This window comes from Arthrobacter sp. FW306-1B-F12A, from assembly GCF_058781865.1.
The window spans coordinates 43,795-65,602 of sequence record NZ_JBYSXD010000003.1; the positions used below are offsets into that span (position 1 = coordinate 43,795).

General features: G+C 66.3%; 17 protein-coding genes and 1 tRNA gene. 10 read left to right on the forward strand and 8 right to left on the reverse strand.

The window, feature by feature from the left end; all coding sequences use genetic code 11:
* Positions 1-121: 121 nt before the first annotated feature.
* From AC3WJU_RS02335 to AC3WJU_RS02360, 6 genes are all read right to left on the reverse strand, one after another.
* Positions 122-982, reverse strand: coding sequence for a phosphogluconate dehydrogenase C-terminal domain-containing protein (locus AC3WJU_RS02335; protein ID WP_441437757.1), 861 nt, complete (start codon positions 980-982; stop codon positions 122-124).
* A 1-nt stretch (position 983) separates the two neighbouring features.
* Positions 984-1,784, reverse strand: a complete 801-nt coding sequence (locus AC3WJU_RS02340) for a sugar phosphate isomerase/epimerase family protein (RefSeq protein WP_492259027.1) — start codon at positions 1,782-1,784, stop codon at positions 984-986.
* Positions 1,781-2,602 carry a triose-phosphate isomerase family protein gene (locus AC3WJU_RS02345; protein WP_492259028.1) on the reverse strand — a complete coding sequence of 274 codons (822 nt, stop codon included), beginning with the start codon at positions 2,600-2,602 and terminating at the stop codon, positions 1,781-1,783. The genes AC3WJU_RS02340 and AC3WJU_RS02345 overlap by 4 nt, the downstream gene beginning before the upstream one ends.
* Positions 2,586-3,056 carry a ribose-5-phosphate isomerase gene (locus AC3WJU_RS02350; protein WP_306960750.1) on the reverse strand — a complete coding sequence of 157 codons (471 nt, stop codon included), beginning with the start codon at positions 3,054-3,056 and terminating at the stop codon, positions 2,586-2,588. The genes AC3WJU_RS02345 and AC3WJU_RS02350 overlap by 17 nt, the downstream gene beginning before the upstream one ends.
* Entirely contained in the window at positions 3,053-4,807 is a 1,755-nt protein-coding gene (locus AC3WJU_RS02355; protein ID WP_492259029.1) for a dihydroxyacetone kinase family protein, read from the reverse strand. The genes AC3WJU_RS02350 and AC3WJU_RS02355 overlap by 4 nt, the downstream gene beginning before the upstream one ends.
* A 74-nt stretch (positions 4,808-4,881) precedes the next feature.
* Positions 4,882-6,249, reverse strand: a complete 1,368-nt coding sequence (locus AC3WJU_RS02360) for an MFS transporter (RefSeq protein WP_492259030.1) — start codon at positions 6,247-6,249, stop codon at positions 4,882-4,884.
* Positions 6,250-6,499: 250 nt separating this feature from the next.
* On the opposite strand from AC3WJU_RS02360, the gene AC3WJU_RS02365 reads away from it, so the two are divergent.
* Complete coding sequence (locus AC3WJU_RS02365) at positions 6,500-7,243, forward strand: FadR/GntR family transcriptional regulator (protein WP_332602535.1); 744 nt, start codon at positions 6,500-6,502, stop codon at positions 7,241-7,243.
* Positions 7,244-7,282: 39 nt separating this feature from the next.
* Here the strand turns inward: AC3WJU_RS02365 and AC3WJU_RS02370 are convergent.
* Positions 7,283-7,353, reverse strand: a tRNA-Cys gene (locus AC3WJU_RS02370).
* A gap of 212 nt (positions 7,354-7,565) precedes the next feature.
* On the opposite strand from AC3WJU_RS02370, the gene AC3WJU_RS02375 reads away from it, so the two are divergent.
* Together AC3WJU_RS02375 and AC3WJU_RS02380 are read left to right on the forward strand one after the other, a co-directional pair.
* Positions 7,566-9,299, forward strand: a complete 1,734-nt coding sequence (locus tag AC3WJU_RS02375; protein ID WP_492259031.1) for a D-apionate lactonase family protein — start codon at positions 7,566-7,568, stop codon at positions 9,297-9,299.
* An 18-nt stretch (positions 9,300-9,317) separates the two neighbouring features.
* On the forward strand, positions 9,318-10,073 hold the full coding sequence (locus AC3WJU_RS02380; RefSeq protein ID WP_492259032.1) for an SDR family NAD(P)-dependent oxidoreductase: 756 nt from the start codon (positions 9,318-9,320) through the stop codon (positions 10,071-10,073).
* Positions 10,074-10,158: 85 nt separating this feature from the next.
* Here AC3WJU_RS02380 and AC3WJU_RS02385 read toward each other — a convergent pair whose 3' ends face one another.
* Entirely contained in the window at positions 10,159-10,794 is a 636-nt protein-coding gene (locus AC3WJU_RS02385) for a TetR/AcrR family transcriptional regulator (RefSeq protein ID WP_306960756.1), read from the reverse strand.
* A 185-nt stretch (positions 10,795-10,979) separates the two neighbouring features.
* Here AC3WJU_RS02385 and AC3WJU_RS02390 point away from each other — a divergent pair, with 185 nt between their 5' ends.
* The 7 genes from AC3WJU_RS02390 to AC3WJU_RS02420 all read left to right on the forward strand — a co-directional run bounded on the left by AC3WJU_RS02390 (position 10,980) and on the right by AC3WJU_RS02420 (position 21,806).
* Positions 10,980-12,503 (forward strand): ABC transporter substrate-binding protein, encoded by a 1,524-nt coding sequence (locus AC3WJU_RS02390; protein ID WP_492259033.1) that lies wholly within the window; start codon positions 10,980-10,982, stop codon positions 12,501-12,503.
* Between the two features lie 87 nt (positions 12,504-12,590).
* Positions 12,591-13,532, forward strand: coding sequence for an ABC transporter permease (locus tag AC3WJU_RS02395; RefSeq protein WP_492259034.1), 942 nt, complete (start codon positions 12,591-12,593; stop codon positions 13,530-13,532).
* The gene (locus AC3WJU_RS02400; protein ID WP_492259035.1) at positions 13,529-15,391 is read left to right on the forward strand and encodes a dipeptide/oligopeptide/nickel ABC transporter permease/ATP-binding protein; all 1,863 of its coding nucleotides are present in this window, start codon (positions 13,529-13,531) and stop codon (positions 15,389-15,391) included. The genes AC3WJU_RS02395 and AC3WJU_RS02400 overlap by 4 nt, the downstream gene beginning before the upstream one ends.
* Entirely contained in the window at positions 15,388-16,248 is an 861-nt protein-coding gene (locus AC3WJU_RS02405) for an ATP-binding cassette domain-containing protein (RefSeq protein WP_461835007.1), read from the forward strand. Before AC3WJU_RS02400 ends, AC3WJU_RS02405 begins: the two co-directional genes overlap by 4 nt.
* Positions 16,249-16,300: 52 nt before the next feature.
* Positions 16,301-17,737 (forward strand): GH1 family beta-glucosidase, encoded by a 1,437-nt coding sequence (locus AC3WJU_RS02410; RefSeq protein ID WP_492259036.1) that lies wholly within the window; start codon positions 16,301-16,303, stop codon positions 17,735-17,737.
* Positions 17,734-20,280 carry a beta-glucosidase family protein gene (locus tag AC3WJU_RS02415; RefSeq protein WP_492259037.1) on the forward strand — a complete coding sequence of 849 codons (2,547 nt, stop codon included), beginning with the start codon at positions 17,734-17,736 and terminating at the stop codon, positions 20,278-20,280. The genes AC3WJU_RS02410 and AC3WJU_RS02415 overlap by 4 nt, the downstream gene beginning before the upstream one ends.
* The gene (locus tag AC3WJU_RS02420) at positions 20,277-21,806 is read left to right on the forward strand and encodes a glycoside hydrolase family 43 protein (RefSeq protein WP_492259038.1); all 1,530 of its coding nucleotides are present in this window, start codon (positions 20,277-20,279) and stop codon (positions 21,804-21,806) included. The genes AC3WJU_RS02415 and AC3WJU_RS02420 overlap by 4 nt, the downstream gene beginning before the upstream one ends.
* Positions 21,807-21,808: the final 2 nt, after the last annotated feature.

Below are 21,808 nucleotides of genomic sequence, written 5' to 3' on the forward strand. Positions count from 1 at the left end.
TGCGCCTGATTTCATGATGGCTGGCGCGGGGCGGGCAGTAAACCCCTGGAATGCGCCGCGAGATGGCACTTCGCGTCAGTAATTGCCGTGAACTGCCATCTCGCGGGTGGTGATGAATCGCCTAGCGCTTGACGGCGTCCAGCTTGAGCATCTTGGCGATGACGCCGTCGAGCTCGGAGTCGTCGAAGATCTTCTTCCAGTCGTCCTTGATGATGGTGTCCTTGCCGTACTGGATGGCGATTTCGCAGGCCTCGGAGAACGGGTTGGAGCCGCGCAGGGCGTTGGTCAGGGCAATCTGGACGTGACCGAACAGCATGGCCTTGGCTGCTTCTTCGGGGACGCCCGCGGTGTGCACGGTTTCGTGGAGGGCTTCGTTGAGCAGGGTGCCGATCATGCAGGCGACGGTCTCCACGAGGGTGGGTTCCAGGATGGCGAGCTGCTTCACGGTGACCCAGTGGACGTCGATGACGGGGGCGTAGATGGTGCGGATGGTCGCCTCGGCTGCGTCGCGGGTTGCCGCGGGTGCGTCCTCGTCGATCGCTGCCACGACGTTCTGCGGGGCGCCCTGGCCGCCGAAGGTGTCGGCCCATTCTTCCTTGGTGGTGCGCTCAAGGAACACGGACGGGTGGCACGGGTGCGCGACAGCCTGCACGACGTCGTCGCGCTTGGCCAACAGTCCGGCGTAGGCGGCGGCCGGGTCCAAGGTAAGGAGGATCGAGCCGGGCTTCATCTGCGGGACGACGCCTTCGGACACGATGCCCAGGACGGTGTCCGGCACGGCGAGGATCACGACGTCGGCGCCCTTGACGGCGTCGTCCGTTGCGGTGATCTCGCGGCCCTCGGCGCGGACGCGGTCCTGGCCGGCGGGAGAGTTCTCGCTGTAGGTGACCGTGTGGCTGCTCTTCTGGAGGTTGGCGGAAACGCGCATCCCCATCTTGCCACCGGCTCCGACAACGGCGACGGTCAATTGTTCTGCTGACATTTCACTTGCTCCTTAGGAATTCGAGGCTTTGTTGGGTCCACTGGTTTTCGAGGCGGATGGTTTCCGCCTCGGAGTCCTGCCAGGGCAGCCAGTGTTCGACGATCTGGTTGATGTTTCTTTGCGAGGGCTGGATCTTGCCGGCCATGTAGTCGTAATCCAGGAGGCCTTCGCCGAGCGGCGCGCCGGAGTACGTGAACCCGACCCACCCCTCCTTGCGGCTGAACGCAAAGTCTTTGATGTGCATGTTCAGGACATAGGGCGCGACGGCGTCAATCACCTCGCGGGGCATCTCCAGCGCCGCGACGGTGTTGGCGGGGTCGCTGCAGATCCCGAGGTACGGGCTGTCCACCCGGCGGATCACGTCCAGGATCCGTGAGGTAGGCACCTGTTCGTAGGTTTCGACGGCGATCCGCACGCCTGCCGTTTCGAAGGCCGGCAGGACCTCGGTGAAGATCGCGGTGGCTTCGTCGGCGTCGGGCGCGTGGCCCGGGACGTTGAACATTGTCCTCAGTAGCTCCGAGCCAAGGATCCGGGCGATGTGCAGGGACTTGCGCAGGTGCTCCGGACGGATGCCCTTCGTGCCGAGTTCCAGCGTGATGCCGAGGGAGTCCGCGGTTGAGCGGACGGCGGCGAGTTCGTCGTCGGACATGTGCTCGAGGGGAGCATAGTCGCAGATCTGGAACAGCTCGACGCCCAGGTCCGCGGTGCGTGCCAGCGCGTCGTGGATGCTCAGCGGTGCCGAGACGGCGTCCGAGAGTTGCCAGAAGAACGCGTAGCTGCTCAGGCCGATGGTCGAGCTCATACTGTCACCCCTTTCCCAACGAGGCGTGCGGCAGCCTCGTCCAGGATGGTCTTGAGGGCTTCCGGATCGTGCGCGAAGCGACCGAGGAACAGGCCGGCAACGGACATGTCCAACTGGCTGATCAGCCCGGGGCCCGCGCTGCCGCCGTAAATGACACGGCTCCCGGCCTGTCCCGGCAACGAGCGGAGGTGCTCGTCGAGGCCGCGGACCACGGCGCTGATGTATTCGGGCGTCGCGGGTTCCGGCGCGCCGATGGCCCACTGCGGTTCGTAGGCCACGATGGTCCGGCCTGCGGGACCGAGCGATTGCGCCCGCTTGAGGGCGGCGTCGATCTCGGCGGAGCAATGGGCGATGGCCTCTTCGGCTGAACCGGAGTTCAGTTCGCCGACGCACAGAACCGGGGTGAGGCCGTTGCGGTAGGCTGCCGCGGTCTTGAGCCCGATGACCCGGTGGTCCTCGCCGAAGAGCCTGCGGCGTTCGGCGTGCCCGATTTCGACGTAGCTGCCGCCGATCTCGGCCACCATCTTCCCACTGACCTCGCCGGTGTATGCGCCTTCGTCTTCCCAGAAGATGTCCTGCGCGCCCGTGGCTGCGCCGGACGTTTCGAGGAGTCGGCCGGCGTCCGCTAGAACGGGGAAGGCCGGCAGGACGAACAACTCGACCTCGCCGCTCCGGACCGCGGGATGCGCGGCCGCGATGGACGCCACTTCCCGGCAGTATTCGAGCGTGCGCTCGTAGCCGAAATACATCTTCAGGCTGACGCCGATGATCGCCTTCTCATTCGTCCCGCCGACGGCGGGTTTAGCAGGAAGTGACACCCTCGTAGTCCTTAATAAGCGTGACTTTCTCGGCGGAGGCTGAGGACTCGTCGAACGTGTAGGTGAGCCACTCCTTGGCGAGGCGGCGGGCCAATTCCAGGCCGACGACGCGCTGTCCGAAGGTGAGGACCTGCGCGTTGTTGCTCAGGACGGCCCGTTCCACGGAAAAGCTGTCGTGGGCGGTGACGGCGCGGATGCCGGGGACCTTGTTGGCTGCGATGGCTACCCCCAGCCCGGTGCCGCATACCAGCAGGGCACGGTCGGCCTTGCCTGCGGCGATGAGTTCGGCGGCGGCGATGGCCACGGACGGGTACGGGGTGTGGCTGACGGCATCCACCCCGACGTCGGTCACGGATTCGACCAGTTCACTGGCCTCGAGGTCGGCCTTCAGGGCTTCCTTGTACTCGAATCCGGCGTCGTCCGATCCGATGACCAGGCGCAGTTTGGTGCTCATGCTGTCTCCTTCATGCTGTTTTCGATCGTGTTCTCCTGGAGGAGGGATTCGTGGATCGCCTTGACGATCAGGGCCATTGAGACGGCTCCGGCGTCCGGGGTGCCCAAGCTCTTCTCGGCGTGCGGGCGGGCGCGGCCCATGAGCGGCAGCAGGTTCGCGGTTGCCTCGGCGGCCTGTTGGGCAGCCACGACGGCGGTGCCCCACGCGTCCGTCAGGGACCGGCCGTCCTGCACGCCGGCTTTGAGGGCGTCGCGGAACGGGACCAGGACGTCCACCAGGGTTTTGTCGCCCACTTTGGCTTTGCCGAAGTTCATGATGGCCGCGGCGGCGTCTGCCACGCCGGTGGCGACAGCACCGCCGTCGGGCGCGTTGACGTTCCCCAAGGCGTCACCGACGGCCCGCAGTGCCATGCCCCAGAGCGCGCCGGAGGTTCCGCCGGCCTTGTCTGCCCAGGCGTCTCCGGCGAAGTGCAGGGTGGTGGCCGCACCGGCGCCGCGTACGACGGCGTCTGCCGCGGCTTCGACCGCGGCGCGGACTCCGCGTTCCATGCCGATGCCGTGGTCGCCGTCTCCGGCGATCGCGTCGATCCTGCCAAGTTCCTCGGCGTTCGCGTCGACGACGTCCTTGGCGGCGCCAAGTGCGGCGAGGACGCGGACGGCGGCCGCGCGGGACTCAGCCGTGGCGGCAGGGATGGAAAGTTCGACGTCGGCCAGCTCGCCGTCGTCGGATGCCAGCGCCTGGGCCGTGACCGCGCCGCGGCGGAAGGCTGGGGCGTCGGCCGGTGCGAGCCAGAGTTGTTCGAGTTCCTCGTCCAGCCAGAAGAGGGTCAAGGATGTGCCTGCCATGTCGAAGCTGGTCACGAGCTCGCCCACCTGCGGATCCACGACGTCGAGTCCTGCCTTAGTGAGGAGCTGCGCGACGCGGCGGTACACGACGAACAGTTCTTCGTATTTCACGCTGCCCAGGCCATTGAGGATCGGGACGACGCGGGCACCACTGATCTGGACACCCTCGGGGATTTCGGCAAGGAGCTTGGCGACCATCAGCTCGGCGAGCTCATCCGCCGTCGGGATGTCCGTTTCGCCGATGCCTGGTTCGCCGTGGATTCCCATGCCCACCGCCATCCGGCCCTCGGGGACGGTGAAGAGCGGCCGCTCCGCGCCGGGCAGCGTGCACCCGGTGAACGCGACGCCGAAGGAACGGGTGCGGTGGTTGGCGCGTTCGGCGATCTGCACGACGTCGTCCATGGTGTAGCCGGCCTCGGAGGCTGCGGCGGCGACCTTGAAGACGGTCAGGTCCCCGGCAATACCCCGGCGCTTGTGCATCTCGCTTGCGGGGGCGGAGGAGATGTCGTCCGTCACGGCGATGCTGCGGCAGTCGATTCCCTCCTTGCGGAGCTTCTCCTGCGCCTGGGTGAAATGCAGGACATCCCCGGCGTAGTTGCCGTAGCCCAGGAGCACGCCGCCGCCATTGTCCGACGCCTTGGCCACGTTGTAGACCTGCTGCGCGGACGGCGAGGCGAAGAGGTTGCCCATCGCTGCGCCGTGCGCCAGGCCCTGGCCGACGAGCCCCCCGAAAGCCGGGTAGTGGCCCGAACCGCCGCCGATCACCAGCGCTACCGTGCCGGGAGTGCTCCGGGTGCTGCGGGCCACGCCGCCGGAGACGCGCCGTACCCAGCGGCCGTGCGATGCGACGAAACCTTCGATCATCTCGTCGGCGAAGGCTGCGGGTTCATTGAACAAGCGGGTCATGCGGAACTCCTGGACCTGTCGGTGGAAATCATGGTGAGAACTGGCGCCTGCCTGGGGGCAGGTCGGGCGGGGGGTTAGGGCTCTGCGTGGTGGCCGGCGCCTGCGGGATCCAGAGCCTCGGCGGGGACGCCTTCGCTGGCCTTTCCCCTGCGGCTGAGGACGACCATGAGGATCGAGGAAAGGAGCATGAAGCCACCCACCACGAACATGGGCACCACGTAGCTTCCCGTCCAATCCTTGAGCCAACCCGTGATGTAGCCGGCGCTGAAGCCTGCGAGGTTGCCGACGGTGTTGATCAGCGCGATTCCGGCTGCGGCCGCCGCCCCGGTGAGGAACTGCGTGGGCACCGTCCAGAAGTTCGGCAGGGCCGCGAAGATGGACACGGCGGTGATGGTGATGACGGCGATCGTCGCGGCCGGGGACCCTGCGAACAGCGCCAACGGAATGCTGACGGCGCCGGTCAGTGCGGGAAGCGCGATGTGCCACGTCTTGACGCCGCGCTTGGTGGCGTCCCTGGACCAGAAGTACAGGGCGACGGCGGCAGGCAAGTACGGGATGGCTGTGATGAGGCCTTGCTGGAAGACGTCGAATTTCGTGCCGAACTGGGACTCGAAACCCTTGATGATGGTCGGCAGGAAGAAGCCGAGGGCGTAGAGGCCGTAAATGAAGCCGAAGTAGATCAGGGAAAGCATCCAAACGCGGCCGTTGCCGAACACGGTGCGAACGCTGACGTGCTTGTTGCTGGCAGAAGTCGCCGCCTTTTCCTTTTCGAGCGCACCGGTCAGCCAGGTCTTTTCCTCCGACGTCAGCCACTTGGCCTTGGCGGGGGAGTCTGCCAGGTAGAACCAGGAGATGACGCCGATGGCGATCGCCGGGATGGCGACACCGAAGAACATGAACCGCCAGCCCTCAAGGCCGAAGAACACGCCGTGCTGCTGGATCAACGCTCCGGCCAGTGGAGCGCCGATCACCGTGGTCAACGGCTGTGCCAAGTAGAAGAGGGCGAGGATCTTGCTTCGGTGTTTTGCGGGGACCCAGAGGCTCAGGAAGAGGATGGCGCCGGGGAAGAATCCGGCTTCCGCCACACCCAGAATGAAGCGCAGGACGTAGAGCTGGTCCACGTTGCCCACCAAGGTGAACACGAGGGACACAATGCCCCAGCTGACCATGATTCGGGCCAGCCAGCGGCGCGCGCCGAACTTGTGCAAAGCAAGGTTGCTGGGAACCTCCAGCAGGATGTAGCCGATGAAGAAAACTCCGGACGCGAAACCGAACTGCGCTGCGGAGAGCGCCAGGTCCTTGTTCATGCCGTTCGGGCCGGCGAACGAGATGGCCGTCCGGTCCAGGTAATTGATGAAGAACATCAAGGCGACGAACGGCACCAGCCGGATCGCGACTTTCTTGATGGCCGATCTTTCGACCACCGATTGTGTGGTGTCCACATTGACTCCTAGAGGTTGCCGGAGCGCGTTGTCCTTCTGTGGACCAGGCGGCTCGGGTTTTCTTAGTGCCGATCCGTGGACTTCGATGCCTCAGGACCGAGCTAAGCGTGTGATAAAAACCATAAACCCTAGAGAGTAAATTGGTCAACCGGTTGACTGATCTTAATTTTCGCGCGCCGGATTCACGTGACCCCCGCACCTACGAATTCGGTGCGGGAGAAATTGGTCATCCGGTTGCTACGCTGTGAAGATGTCAGCGAATTCCGCCGCCGCAGCGGCCCATATGACGGCAGCCCTTGCTCCGATGGAGCACGGCTCCGTCGTCTCCGAGGTCGCCGAGAGGTTGCTCGCGTACTTCACCAGCGGCGACATAGCGGCCGGAACCCGGCTCCCGGCCGAGCGCCAATTGGCGGCTTCGCTCGGCGTCGGGCGTTCGGCGGTTCGCGAGGCGTTGGCCGCGTTGGAAATCCTCGGCATCGTCATCGTCCGGCCGGGGTCCGGAACCTACTTGCGCGACGGCGTCTCCGAACTGTTGCCCCGCACCCTCAGTTGGGGACTCATGCTCGGCGAGCCGCGCACACGCGAACTCGTGGAGCTGCGCAGTGGATTGGAGGTCCAGGCGGTTCAGTTGGCCGCGGCCCGTATTACCCACGAGGCCCTGGAGCGCATGCGAGCCAACCTTGATTCGATGGAGGCCGGGCTGGATAACCTCGCGGTTTTCGTCGAGGCCGACGCCGCGTTCCATAAGGAAATCGCGTCCGCTTCCGGGAACCAGGTCCTCCAGGAACTCCTGCAGAGCATTAGGTCGCTCTTGCGAATCTGGGTGGACCGGGCACTGACCGATGAAGGCCATGCCGCCGCCGCGCTCGCCGAGCATCGCGCGATCTTCAAGGCGCTCGAGTCCCGGGACGCCGCCTTGGTGACAGAGGCCATGGTCTCGCACATGGGCACAGCGTCCCGCCGCCTGCTGGCGGGCTACGACGCCGCCCAATAGCTCGGCCCCTGGGCGTTTCGCCCCAGGACAACACACGAGACGTGGTGGCGGGATTCGAACCCGCGTGCGCTGCTTTGCAGGCAGCTCCCTGGCCTCTCGGGTACACCACGTGCATCGAGGTTAGGCAGGCCGCGGCGCGCGAACCAATAATGGTTTCGAAGCCTTTCGCCGGGTTGCGCGGCGTTGCTCCAGGTGACCTCCCGCGACGCTAATTGCAGCGCGCGAGTTCTAAAATATTGGTCAACCGGTTGACTCATCGCATGGCCCGCATCACAATTGATTCCGACCCCGCTTACTTCTGTCCCCGCTGCAAAGGCCCGCTGTGCTCAACGACGAAAACCACGCCAGGCTATTCGCCCCATCGGAAACGGTGGAAGCAGCAGCTTGGGGGGCCGAGCTTCGCAACGATGAACTCTCGGACATCACGTTCAACGGCATGCCAGTACTGCGGGCCATTCGCGCAGTGGTCCGCGATCACGACTGGCGCACCCTCGTGCCCACGGTCAGCAGGGTCGCGCAACACTCCCGCGACGGCGGTGTCACCCTCCTGCTCGACATCGACTTCGCCGGTTTCGGCTCCAGCTACACCGGCGAGCTCGCCATCCACTTCACGAAGAACAGCGTCAAAGTGACGTTCGACGGCGTCGCTCCCGCTGCCTTCCGCAGCAACCGGATCGGACTCGTGGTGCTGCACCGCCCCGACGACGCCGGCCGCGCGGTGACCATCGGCAGTCCCGGTGGCGCCAGCACGCCGTCGTTCTTCCCCGTGGACATCAGTCCGCACCAGCCCTTCATGGACCTTTCTTCCATGGAGTGGGAGCGCGACGGAACCCGGTTCAGGCTCGACTTCCACGGCGACGTCTTCGAGACCGAAGACCAACGGAACTGGACAGACGCTTCCTTCAAGACGTACAGCACGCCGCTGTCCAAGCCGTTTCCGGTGGAAGTTTCCGCCGGCGATCGCGTCCACCAGTCGGTGCTCCTGACGGTGACTTCCGGGTCCGCCGCGCCGTCGTCAGTTCGGCAGCCAGAAAGTGTCCTCACCGTGCTCGACGGCGGCACGGCCCGGGTGCCGGCGCTTTCGCTTTCGGCTACTTCGGCCACAGCACCCAGAACCCGCTCCGAGCCCATCCCCGGCCTGGACGCCCTGCTTCTGGAGCTGGCACCCGGACCGGACAATGAGCGCACGGTCCGTGGGGCCGCGGATGAGGCAACGGACCTGAACGTTCCGCTGGATGTGCGGCTCTCCGTCGATTCGCCGCAGCGCATCGGGGAACTCCTCGAGCTCCTGCCCTTGGACAAGGTGCTGCGGCTCGCGGTGTTCGACGCTTCCAGCCACGTCACGGAGCCGGAGCTCTGGGCTGAACTCAGGGATGAGGCCCGGCGGCGCGGATTTACGGGCGCACTCCTTGCTGGAGCGCGGTCGCACTTCACCGAGCTGAACCGCAATGCGGACCGCTTCCCCTTGGACGCCGACGCCGTGTCCTTCAGCATCACGCCGCAAATGCACGCCACCGAGGTGCCACACGTCGTCGAAACCCTGCCGATGCAGCGTCTTGTCGCCCTCAATGCCCTCCGGATCGGCCCGGGGCGGCCGCTGCACCTCGGCCCGGTGACCCTGAAGGCGCGGTTCAACGCCGTCGCCACAGAGGGTGACGATGCGGCACGCGAAGCCATGGCCACGGACCCGCTGCAGCCCGAGGGTTTCACGGCCGCTTGGCTGCTGGGCAGCATCGCAGCGCTCAGCGTTCCCGGCGTCGAATCCGTCAGCTATTTCGAGGCAACGGGACCGCGCGGGATTCGCGGACCCGGCGGCCTCACGCCCGCGGGCGAGCTGCTGGCCGCCCTCGCCGCCGTGCGCGGGTGCGAGGTCCTTGAGGTAGCTGGCGAGGTGCCCGGCGTCGTGCTGTATCCCGTGCGCGACGGCGGCCGGACGGTTTTGTTTGCCGCCAACCTCACTGCCCAAGCGCTGAGCGTCGTCGTCCGGCTCCCGGGTAGCCACACCACCAATCTTGAACTTGAGCCGTGGACTGCTGTTGTCCGCCGCGTCGACTGAACCGAAAGAGGAACCACCATGAGTAAACGGCTAGACGGCAAGACCGCCCTTGTCACGGGAGCAGGCTCGGGCATCGGGCTGGCCGTGGCCCAGCGCTTCGTTGCCGAGGGCGCCCGCGTGCACTTCGCCGACATCAATCTGGAAGCCGCCGAGAAGGCGGCTGCTGTCACAGGATCGGCCCTGGCGCAGGCTTTGCGCATGGATATCTCGGACGAAGCCAGCGTCATTGCGGCCTACGCTGCCGTGGAGGAAGACGGACCGCTCGACGTCGTCGTGGCCAATGCCGGGGTGCAGTTGTTCGGGCAGGACGCCCGTGTCGGGGACCTGGACTTGGCGGTTTGGGAAAAAACCGTCGCCATCAACCAGCGCGGGGCCTTCCTCACACTCAAGCACGCAGTCCGGGCCATGGAAGGCCGTGGCGGATCGATCATTTGTACCGGCAGTCCCACCGCGGTGGTGGCCTGCGGGCAGACCTTCACAGCGTACACGAGTTCCAAGGCCGGGGTGCATGGCTTGGCGCGGGTCGTGGCGGCGGACTATGCCGCAGCCGGAATCCGGGTCAACACCGTAGTGCCCGGTTACACCGAGACCCCGCTCGTGCAGACCATCGCGGACGATCCCGTGAGCCGTGCCGGCCTGGTCAACTCCACGATGCTCGGCCGCCCCGGAACCGCGGCCGACGTCGAGGGCATCATGGTGTTCCTCGCCAGCGACGATTCCGCGTACGCCACTGGCGGGCTGTTTACCGTGGACGGTGGCCTGACGGCGCTGTGACGCCTGAGCCCCCGGCCCACCCAACTGACTAGCAGTAGATGTCGTTTTGAGGGCTCATAACGACACTTACTGCGAGTTAGTTGGGCTAGAAGCTCTCGGTCGTGACGGCATTCAAGTAGGCCGCGACTTCGGAGGGCATGTCCACGGAATCGTTGTCGAGAAGCCACTGGACCTGCAAGCCGTCCATGAGCGCGGTCAGCTGGCGTGCCGCTGCGGCAGGCGCGACGCCGGGCCGTAACGTGCCTTCGTCCGCCATGTGCGAGAAAGCATCGCTCAGCAAGCCGCGTACCCGCTCGTACCGTTCAAGAAAGTACTCGTGGGCCGGGTGCTCGGGGTCAGTGGCTTCCGCGGACAGTACGCAGTACAGCGCCACGAGGCCTGGGATGGTGGTGTTGTGCCGGGTCAGATCCACCATGGCGTGCAGCAAGTCCGCACCCTTGGCATCCAAGGCCCCGGTGTAGATCGCGGACTCGTCGTCGCGGAAGGTCAAGACTGCCTCAAGCAAGGCTTCCTTGCTGGGAAAGTGGTGCAGGAGCCCTGCTTGGGTCAGGCCCACTTTGTCCGCCACGTCCTTCAGCGAGCCCGAGCGGTATCCCGAGGATGAAAAGACGTCGAAGGCGGCCTTCAGGATTTCCTGCCTCCGGGCCTCCGTCTTGGCATAAGTCCCGCGGCGCCCTCGGCGCACCGTTTCGGGCTGGATGCCGCCCGCCGTCTCTTTCATGGATCAACCCTAACAACGTCGATTTTCAATAAGTCCATCAATTGGTCAACCACTGTGCGCATCGTCACATTTCATAACGATTCAAGAAGTTCGGCAAAAACCTAGTGGTCACTAGGTTTTTGATGTTACGGTCTTTCCCAATGGCCGTCCATGGTGGACGCCACTGATCGTGAAAGGGACCAAAGATGTTCCGATCCAAGCGAATGGCCGCAGTCATTGCGGCTGTTGCCCTGGGGCTCACTGCTTGTGGTGGTGGCGGAGCCGCCGCCCCCCAGGACCAGTCCTCCCAAACCCTGACCCTGGGCGCGCTGTTGGCGCCCAAGACCTTCGCTGCAAACCAGTCCGAGTTCGCCAACCTGTCGCCGTTCTACCAGGCCGTGTACGACACTTTGATCCGGATGAAGCCGGATGGTTCGCTCGTGCCGATGCTGGCCAAAGACTGGAAGTACAACGCGGACAAGACCGTCCTGACGCTCACCCTGCGTGACGACGTCAAGTTCACCGATGGCACCCCCTTCAATGCCGACGCCGCGAAGCAGAACCTTGAGCGCTTCAAGGCAGGAACGTCTCCGGATGCACAGTTCATGGCAGCCCTGAAGACCGCCAAGGCCGTGGACGCAACCACGCTGGAACTGACCCTGTCCGCCCCGGACCCGGCGTTCCTGAACTACCTGTCCAAGGATGCGTCCTTCATGCAGAGCCCGGCGTCCTTCGGCAACGCGGACATCGCCACCAAGCCCGTCGGCTCCGGTCCGTATGTGCTGGATACCGCCGCCACCGTGACCGGCACGTCCTACAGCTACCACCGCAACCCGAATTACTGGGACAAGAGTTTGGTGCACTACGACAACCTTGTCCTCAACGTCTACGGTGACCAGACCTCCCTGCTGAACGCCATCAAGTCCGGACAGCTCAACGCCGCCAACACCGCCGACAACAACACGCTCACGGAGATCCAGGCTGCCGGGTACAAGGTCAACCCACTCCAGCTGAACTGGGCAGGGCTCATCCTGTTTGACCGGGCCGGAACCACCAACCCCGCGCTCAAGGACGTCCGCGTCCGGCAGGCACTCAACTACGCCTTCGACACCAAGGCGATGCTGCAGTCAATCGGCCAGGGCTATGGCGAGCTGACCACCCAGGTGTTCCCGCCGTCGTCGGCTGCCTATGACAAGTCCCTGGACTCCCGCTACGCCTACAACCCTGCCAAGGCCAAGGAACTGCTTGCCCAGGCCGGATACGCCAGCGGGCTGACCCTGAAGCTGCCGTCCTCGGCGCTCATGGGCAACACCCTCCCGGCTCTGATCACCCAGCAGCTCAAGGATGTCGGCATCACGGCTGAGTTCACGGACACCGGCAACAACTTCATCGCCGACCTCCTGGCGCCGAAGTATGGCGTGAGCTACATGATCCTGGAGCAGCAGTCCGACTGGCAGCTGATCAACATGAAGATCGCTCCCGGTGCCCCGTGGAACCCGTACAAGTACGAGGACCCGAAGGTGGACAAGCTGATCAACAAGATCCATGTCGGTTCTACGGATGAGCAGACGGCCGCCGCGAAGGAACTGAACAAATACATCGTGGAGCAGGCATGGTTCGCTCCGTGGTACCGCCCGCAGTCCAGCTTCGTCACCGACGCCAAGACCAAGGTCGAGGTCCAGACGGGTAACGCCTACCCGTTCATCTGGTCCTTCTCTCCCGCCTCCTAGCGGACAGCCGCCGGGACCGGACCACGCGCTGACCCAAGCCGTGGTCCGGGCCCGGCGGCCCCAGGAACCTTCCCTTAAGGAACTTTGATGTACCGTTTCGTGCTGCGCCGCCTGCTTTCGGGCGTCCTCCTGCTGTTCGTCATTACAACGGTCGCCTACTTGCTGCTGTACGCGGGTGGCGGCGACATCGCCCGCCGCATCGTGGGCCCCACAGCCAGCCAGGCCCAGGTGACCCTGAAGGCTTCCCAGCTGGGCCTGAACCGCCCGCTCGTGGTCCAGTACTGGGATTGGCTCACCCACGCCGTCACCGGCGACCTTGGACGCTCGTGGTTCAACGGCCAACTGGTCAGCACCGGCGTCACCAGCCGGGTATCGGTGACCCTCTCCCTGGTGTTGGGCGCCACCATCATCGCGGCCGTGATCTCCGTGGTCATCGCTGTCCTGGCCGCAGTGCGCCGGGGCTGGGTGGACCGCGTGGTCCAGTTCGTGGGCGTCCTGGGATTCGCGATTCCCGGCTTCCTCATCGCTTTGGGACTCGTGTCCCTGTTCGCTTTGAACCTCAAGTGGTTCAAGGCCACCGGCTATGTACCGATTACGACGTCGTTCGGCGGCTGGGCGGCTACGGTCACCTTGCCGATCATCGCCCTTTCGATCGGCTGTATCGCCTCGGTGGTCCAGCAGGTCCGGGGATCCCTGATCGATGCGCTCCGCCAGGACTATGTCCGCACGCTCCGGGCCCGCGGCCTCTCCTTCAACCGGGTGGTGTACAGGCACGTGCTGCGCAACGCCGGCGGTCCTGCCCTGGCAGTCCTCTCGGTCCAGTTCATCGGCCTGCTCGGCGGTGCCGTGATCGTTGAACAGATCTTCGCCCTGCCCGGCCTCGGGCAGATCGCCGTTGCCGCCACCAGCCAGGGGGACATCCCGGTGGTGATGGGCGTCGTCGTCGCCACCGCCGCCATCGTGGTGATCGTCAACCTCATCATCGACCTCGCCCAAGGCTGGCTCAACCCGAAAGTTCGGCTGTCATGATCGACACTTCCATCGCACTGCCCACCCAGGCAGCCAAAGTCTCCTTGTTCCGCAAGCTCCTCACGAACCCCACCGGCGCCGTATCCATGCTGGTCCTCGCGGTCGTGGCTTTGGCCGCGGTGCTGGCACCTGTGCTCGCAACGCACGACCCAGGGCTGGCCAGCCTGCAGGCGGTCCTGGCCAAGTCCGGCCCTGACCACGTGCTGGGTGCGGACAGTGCCGGCCGTGACGTCTTCAGTCGTCTGCTCTTCGCTGGACAGTTCAGCTTGGCCGGGGCGCTGTTGGCGCTGGTTGTCGCCGTCGCGATCGGCGTCACGGGCGGCCTGGTGGCCGGATACTACGGCGGCTGGTTCGATTCGGTATCCTCATGGCTCACCGGCCTGCTCATGGCGATGCCCGGCATCGTCATCCTGCTGGCCGCGCGGGCCGTCGTGGGGCCATCGATGTGGTTGTCCATGATGATCTTCGGCGTCCTGCTTTCCCCGGCCTACTTCCGCTTGGTGTACGCCTGCGTGACGGCGGTGCGCAACGAACTGTACGTCGACGCGGCACGGGTCTCCGGGCTCAGTGATTTCCGGATCATCGGCCGCCACATCCTCACCGTGGTGCGCGCACCCGTCATCATCCAGTCCGCCATGGTCCTTGGCATCGCCATCGCCATCCAGGCCGGCCTGGAATTCCTCGGCTTGGGCGACCTCAACATCCCCACGTGGGGGAGCATGCTCAACGACGGCTTCATCAACCTCTACAAGGCACCCACCCTTGTCCTGTGGCCAAGCCTCGTCCTCGGCGTCGTCTGCATCGCGCTGACCCTGCTGGCCAATGCGATGCGCGACGAACTCGAGCGCAGCCGCGGGCCGGTCAAGCGCCGCCGCAAGGGGGCCGCCGTCGTCGACGCCGCAGAAGCCGCCGCCAAGCGCGGCGAGCCGACCGTGGTGCATCCCGAAACACCCGCCGGTGCACGCACTGCTAGCGCCGGTGAGGTCCTTCTGGAGGTCACCGACCTGGGCGTCGGCTACGACCAGCCCGATGGTTCCACCACCCACGTGGTGAACCATGTGGGCCTCACGGTCCGCCGGGGCGAGGTTCACGGGCTGGTGGGCGAGTCCGGCTCGGGCAAGACCCAGACCGCCTTCTCGATCCTCCGGCTCCTGCCGCAGGGCGGACGCGTCACCGGCGGCTCCATCGTCTTCGACGGCACGGACCTGGCCCGCCTCTCCGAGAAGGAAATGACGAAGGTCCGCGGCCAGCGCATCGCCTATATCCCGCAGGAACCCATGAGCAACCTGGACGCCGCCTTCACGATCGGCAGCCAGCTCATGGAGCCCATGCGGGTATGCCTCGGCATCTCCAAAGCGGAAGCCCGGAAGCGTGCACTGGCTCTGCTGGCCAAAGTGGGGATTCCCCACCCCGAACGGACCTTCAACGCCTATCCGCATGAAATCTCCGGAGGCATGGCGCAGCGGGTGCTGATCGCCGGCGCGGTCTCCTGTGAGCCGGACTTGCTTATCGCGGACGAGCCCACCACTGCATTGGACGTCACGGTGCAGGCCGAAGTGCTTGACCTGCTGCGCGAACTCCAGGACGAGCTGAAAATGGGCGTCATCCTGGTGACCCACAACTTCGGTGTCGTCGCCGATCTGTGCGACCGCGTGACCGTGATGCAGACAGGCCGCGTCGTGGAAACCGGGCCCGTCCGGACCATCTTCAAGGACGCCCGCCACCCGTACACCCGGCAACTGTTGGAAGCGATCCTCGAGGATGCGGCACCGCGCGGCCCGCTGGGCGCCGCTGGTCCCCGCACAAACGGTGCAAGCACCGACGGATCCCTCACCAGCCTGACAGGAGTGAAGCCATGACCGAAACACTGCTCGACGTCCGGGACGTCGTCGTCGAATATCCCCTCAAGGGCTTCCGGAAGGAACCGTTCAAGGCCCTCAAGGGCGTTTCCCTCGACATCCGCCCCGGCGAGACGGTGGGCCTGGTGGGGGAGTCGGGATCCGGCAAGACCACGCTGGGCCGCGCCGTGCTGGGGCTCGCCCCGGTCACCGGGGGAAGCATTAAATACCGCGGCCAGGAAATCTCCCAAGCCACGCGCGCCCAGCGCAAGGAGCTCAGCCACGAGATCCAGGTGGTGTTCCAGGATCCGTACACCTCGCTCAACCCGTCCATGACCATCGAGCAGATCCTCACCGAGCCGCTCACGGTCCGGAAAGTGGAACGCCAGGCCGCCAACAAGCGGGTCGCCGAGCTGCTGGACCAGGTCCGGTTGCCGCACGGCGCCGCCCACCGGCTGCCGCGCGAGTTCTCCGGCGGGCAGCGCCAACGCATCGCCATCGCCCGGGCCCTGGCACTGGATCCGAAGCTGATCGTGTGCGACGAACCCGTCTCGGCCCTGGACCTCTCCACCCAAGCCACGGTGCTGGACCTTTTCATCGAGATCCAGGAACGCACCGGCGTCGCCTACCTCTTTGTCTCCCATGACCTCGCGGTGGTCCGCCACCTCAGCCACCGCGTCGCCGTGATGTATCACGGCGAAATCGTCGAATGGGGCGACGGAGAGCAAGTCACCGGAGAACCGGAGCATCCCTACACCCAGAGGCTCTTCATGGCCGCCCCGGTCCCCGATCCGGACCGGCAAGCCCAGCGCCGCGCCGACCGCCTGCGCTTGCTGGACATCCAGCACCAGCAGAACGTCCAGGCCGGCGTGGCCTGACCCGCTGCCAGCCCCACCTTCAGAACAACACAGACCCACGAAAGGCGAGCCCATGACTCAGCCGCCACTGTCCGCGAGCCCGGAACTCTCCCCGGCCGCAACGTTTCCCGCCGACTTCGCCTGGGGCGTGGCCACCGCCGCGTACCAAATCGAAGGTGCCGTCAACGAGGGCGGACGCGGCCAGAGCATCTGGGACACCTTCTCCCACGAGCCGGGCACCACCATCCACGGTGACAACGGGGACATCGCCTGCGACCACTTCCACCGCTGGGAACAGGACCTTGACCTCATGGTGGAGCTGGGCATCCCGTCTTACCGGCTGTCCTTGTCCTGGTCCCGGCTGCAGCCCACCGGCGTCGGCCCGCTCAACCCCGAAGGCGTGCGCTTCTACCGTGACCTGCTGGCAGGCTGCGCCGCCCGCGGCATCACCCCGTACGTGACGCTCTACCACTGGGACCTGCCACAGGCACTGCAGGACGACGGCGGCTGGCCGGCCCGGCGTACTGCCCACCGTTTCGGGGAGTACGCAGGGCTCGTGGCCGAGGCGTTGGGTGACCTTGCCGAGCACTGGATCACCATCAACGAGCCGATGTGCGCGGCCTTCCTTGGCCACTCCTGGGGCATGCAGGCCCCAGGCATCAAGGACGACCGCCTCGCCGTGCGCGCAGCCCACCACCTGCTCCTGGCCCACGGCCTGGCGTTGGCCGAATTCCGTGCCCGCCGCCCCGAGGCCAAGGTGGGCATCACCAATATCATCGGCAACCTCAACCCGGCGAGCAATTCCGAAGCCGACCGCAAGGCCACGGAATACTGGGACGCCGTCAGCAACCGGATCTTCCTGGACCCCGTCTACCGGGGCCGCTACGCCGAGTCCACCCTTGCGGCCTACGGCCAGTACGGGCTGACCGCCACCGGTGAGGATGCCTCGGCCGAAGACCTCGTCCAACCCGGGGACCTGGCCATCATCTCGGCACCCGGGGACTTTGCCGGAATCAACCACTACACCAACATGCTGGTTTCCGCGGACGAAGCAGCCCCGGGAGGGGCAAGCTGGACGCACGTGCTGCCGGCGCCGTCGTCGTTCGGTTGGTCCAATACGCCCGTGGCACTCAAAGCGGTACTCAAGCGGGTCGCCGCCGAATACACCTCCCTTCCTCTGTACGTCACGGAAAACGGCGTCACGTTCCACGACTACGTGGATCCGAACGGCGAGGTCCGCGACCCCGAACGCATCGACTACCTGCGCGGCTACATTTCCGCGGTAGGCGAGGCGATCGCCGACGGCGTGGACGTCCGCGGCTACTTCGCGTGGTCCTTCATGGACAACTTCGAATGGGCCGAAGGCTACGACAAACGCTTCGGCCTGGTCTACGTGGACTACGGCACCCAGGCCCGCATCCCCAAGTGGAGCGCGTACTGGTACCGGGACATCATTGCCGCCCAGCGCGAAGCCGCAGTAGCCGCAGTCACCACGGGTGCCACCGCATGAGCATCGACACTTCATCCCCCAAGACAGACAAGAAAGCCACCATGGAACTCCTCACCGACCAGACCATCGACCAACGCCTCGAGTCCCTGCTGGCCCGGCTGAGCCTGGAGGAGAAGGTGCGGTTGCTGACGGGCCGGGATTTCTGGACCACGTGGCCTGTGGAGAAGATCGGGCTGCGGCGGATGTTGTTCTCGGACGGGCCCACGGGGGTGCGGGGCGAGGTGTGGGATGAGCGGGCGCCGTCGATGAATTTCCCGTCCGCGACGGCGATCAGCTCTTCCTGGGATCCTGCGATGGCGGACCGTTTGGGGGCTGCGTCGGCGGTGGAGGCCCGGCGCAAGGGGGTCGATGTGGTGCTGGGCCCGACGATCAACCTGCACCGTTCCCCGCTGGGTGGCCGGCATTTCGAGGCGTTCAGCGAGGACCCGGTCCTGACCGCTGAGCTCGCCGCGGCGTATGTGGCGGGGGTGCAGCGCAACGGGGTGGGGGCGACCCCCAAGCATTACGTGGCCAATGATTCGGAGACGGACCGGTTCACGGTGGATGTGAAGGTGGGGGAGCGGCCCTTGCGGGAGCTGTACCTGCTGGCGTTCGAGAAGGCCATTGTGGACTCGAAGGCGTGGCTGGTGATGAGCGCGTACAACTCGGTCAACGGTGCCACGGCCACGGAGAACGAGCTGCTGGAATCACCGCTGAATACTGAGTGGGGTTTCGATGGTGTGGTGATCAGCGACTGGACCGCGGTGCGCAGCGTGGAGAGCGCGAAGCATTCCCAGGACCTGGTGATGCCGGGTCCGGACGGTCCCTGGGGTTCGGCGCTCGTGCTGGCGGTGAAGTGCGGCACGGTTCCGGAGGCTGCGGTTGACCGGAAGGTGTTGCGGATCCTGCAGCTCGCCGCCCGGGTGGGCGCCCTGGAGGGCTTCGAACCCGTGGCGGCGGAACCGGCGGAGCGGGAGGACCCGGTAGCGTTCGCCCGGGAAGCGTCGGTGGCCGGGACCGTGATGGTGAAGAACGACGGCGTGCTGCCGCTGGCTCCCGCCTCCGTGACCGGCGTCGCGGTGATCGGGCACAATGCCCGCCATGCCAGGACCCAGGGCGGCGGGTCCGCGACCGTGGTCCCGGAAAGGATCGTCACCCCGCTGGACGGGATCCGTGCGGCGTTCAGGCCGGAGAACGTCAGCTACACCGTGGGCGCGGTGGTGCAGGAAGGCATCGCCGAACTGCCCCTGGAACAGCTCAGGAACCCTGTCACGGGCGAGCCGGGGCTGCGGGTGCGCTTCTTTGCCTCCACGGGCAAGGAACTGTTCGCGGAGGACCGCCGCTCCACCGCGCTGGTTTGGTTCGGCGGGGATGCCCCGATCGCGGAGTCCTCCATGGTCCAGTTCCATACCCACTACACGCCCGAGGAGACCGGCACCATCCGGCTGGGCTTTTCCACCGTGGGGCACGGGCGGATCTTCGTGGACGGGGTCCTGGCACATGAGGCGTCCATCGAGGCCACGGGCACGGACCTGGGTGCGGCGTTCCTGGCCCCGCCCTCCGCTTCCGTCCCGGTCGAGGCCACGGCGGGTGTTCCGCTGGAAGTGACGGTGGAACTGGACCTCGCCGGGCGCGCCGGCGCCCTGGGCAACGCCCTGGCTGTGACCATCGGGCTCGAAGCGGACAACACCGACCCCGAGGCACTCATCAACGACGCCGTCGAAGCGGCGAAAGCGGCGCATGTCGCCATCGTCGTCGTCGGCACGAACTCGCGCGTCGAATCCGAAGGCTACGACCGCACCACCCTGGAGCTTCCGGGCCTGCAGGACCGCCTGGTCCGCGCCGTCGCCGCGGCCAACCCGCGCACCGTGGTGGTGGTGAACTCCGGGTCCCCGGTGCTGCTGCCCTGGCGGGACGAGGTGGCGGCGATCCTGATCGGGTACTTCGGCGGGCAGGAATTCGGCACCGCCCTCGCCGACATCCTCACCGGCGCGGCCGAGCCCGGGGGCCGGCTTCCGACCACCTGGCCCGGGGCCCAGGAGGACGTGCCGGTCCTGAACACCACCCCGGACGCGAACGGGGAACTGGCCTATACCGAGGGGATCCACATCGGTTACCGGGCCTGGCTGAAGGCAGGAGCCGCTCCGGCGTACGAATTCGGGCACGGACTCGGCTACACCCGTTGGACCCTCGACACAGCCGAAGCCCCCGCAGCGGCGGTGCCCGGCGCCGTCGTGCCCCTCACGGTGGCCCTCACCAACACCGGCACCCGCCCCGGCAAGCAGGTGGTGCAGGTCTACGCCGAACGGCCCGGCTCCGCCGTGGACCGTCCCGTGCGCTGGCTCGTCGCCTGCGCCCCCGTATGGGCCGAACCCGGCGAAACCCGCACCGCGGTGATCGACGTGCCCACCCGGCTGCTGGCCTACTGGGACAACGGCTGGACCTACGAACCCGGTGACTACCGCCTGCGCATCGGCACCTCCGTCACCGAACTGCCGCTCGAAACCGTTCTCACCCTGACCGACGAGACCCTGACCGACTCAAACCAGGACGGCGCTGCATGAACTTCCCCAACCCACTGATTCCCGGCTTCAACCCCGATCCCAGCATCGTCAAGGTCGGCGAGGACTACTACCTCGCGACATCCACGTTCGAATACCTCCCCGGCATTCCGGTCTACCACAGCACCGACCTGGTCACCTGGGACCGGATCGGCCACGTGGTGGACCGGGAAGGGCAGCTCGATTCAAGGGACGTGCCCACCCTTGGAGGCGCGTGGGCACCCACAATCCGTTTCCACGACGGCCTCTTCTACGTCGCCGTCACCGACGCCATGGCACGCGGGACCCTGGTGTTCACGGCAGAGGACCCTGCCGGGCCATGGAGCGACGGACTCGCCATTGAGGGCGCCATCGGCATCGACCAGGACCTTGCCTGGGACGAGGACGGCACCGCCTACATGACGTACTCGGGACTCGACACCGTCACCGGGAACATCGGCGAGCACGGCGGCATCCTCCAAGTCCGCGTGGATCTGGAAACCGGCAAGGCCCTTGAGGTGCCCCGTAGCGTGTGGTCCGGGACCGGACTGATGTTCCCGGAAGCGCCCCACCTTTACCGGCATGGCGACTACTGGTACCTCATGATCGCCGAAGGCGGGACCGAGCGCGGACACAGCGTCAGCATTGCCCGCGGAACCTCGCCGGCCGGTCCTTTCGAGGGCAACCCGGCCAACCCCATCTTGAGCGCCCGCAGCACCGAGCGTCCCATCCAGAACACCGGCCACGGCGACCTCGTGCAGACGCCCGACGGCGGCTGGGCCATGGTGCTCTTGGGCATGCGGCCCAAGGGCATGACCCGGGCTTTCTCCGCCCTGGGCCGGGAAACCTTCATCACCCCGGTCACGTGGGAGGACGGCTGGCCCGTCGTCGAACCCGTCATCCTCAACCCCCGCCCGGGCGGCGGCGAGTTCGAGGACAACTTTACGGACGCCGAGCTCGACGGCGGCTGGATCGCCGTGCGGCGATTCCCTGGCACGTTCGCCTCCACCGAGAAGAACCCCGGGCGCCTCACCCTGGTCAGCGACGGCGCCGGCCTGGACGATCCACGGCCTTCCTTCCTGGGCCGCCGCCAGCGGTACCAGGTGGAGACCATCTCCGCGCTGGTGGACACCGGATCGTCCGAGGACCTGGACCCCCTTGACGGGGGAAGGAATGCCGGCGGCCTCGCCGTCCGCTACGACGAGGCACACCACTATTCGATCGAACTGAGCGGAACCACCCTGACGGCGCGGGCCCGGATCTCCTCGATCGAAGAAAGCTGGACGCGACAGGTTCCCGCCGGGCCACTGGAACTTCGCATCGCAACCCGACAGCCGGATTCGGGCGCGGGATTCGGGCACCTGAGCTCGGACACCATCGCCCTCCAGGCAGTCGTCGACGGCGAACTGCTCACCTTGGCCGAACTGGACGGCCGCTACCTCTCGGCGGAAACCGCAGCCTCCTTCACGGGACGCGTTGCCGGCGTCTTCGCGAGCCGCGGCGCGGTCACGTTCGACTGGTTCCGTAGCGAAGGCCGCGAACCACAGTAGAA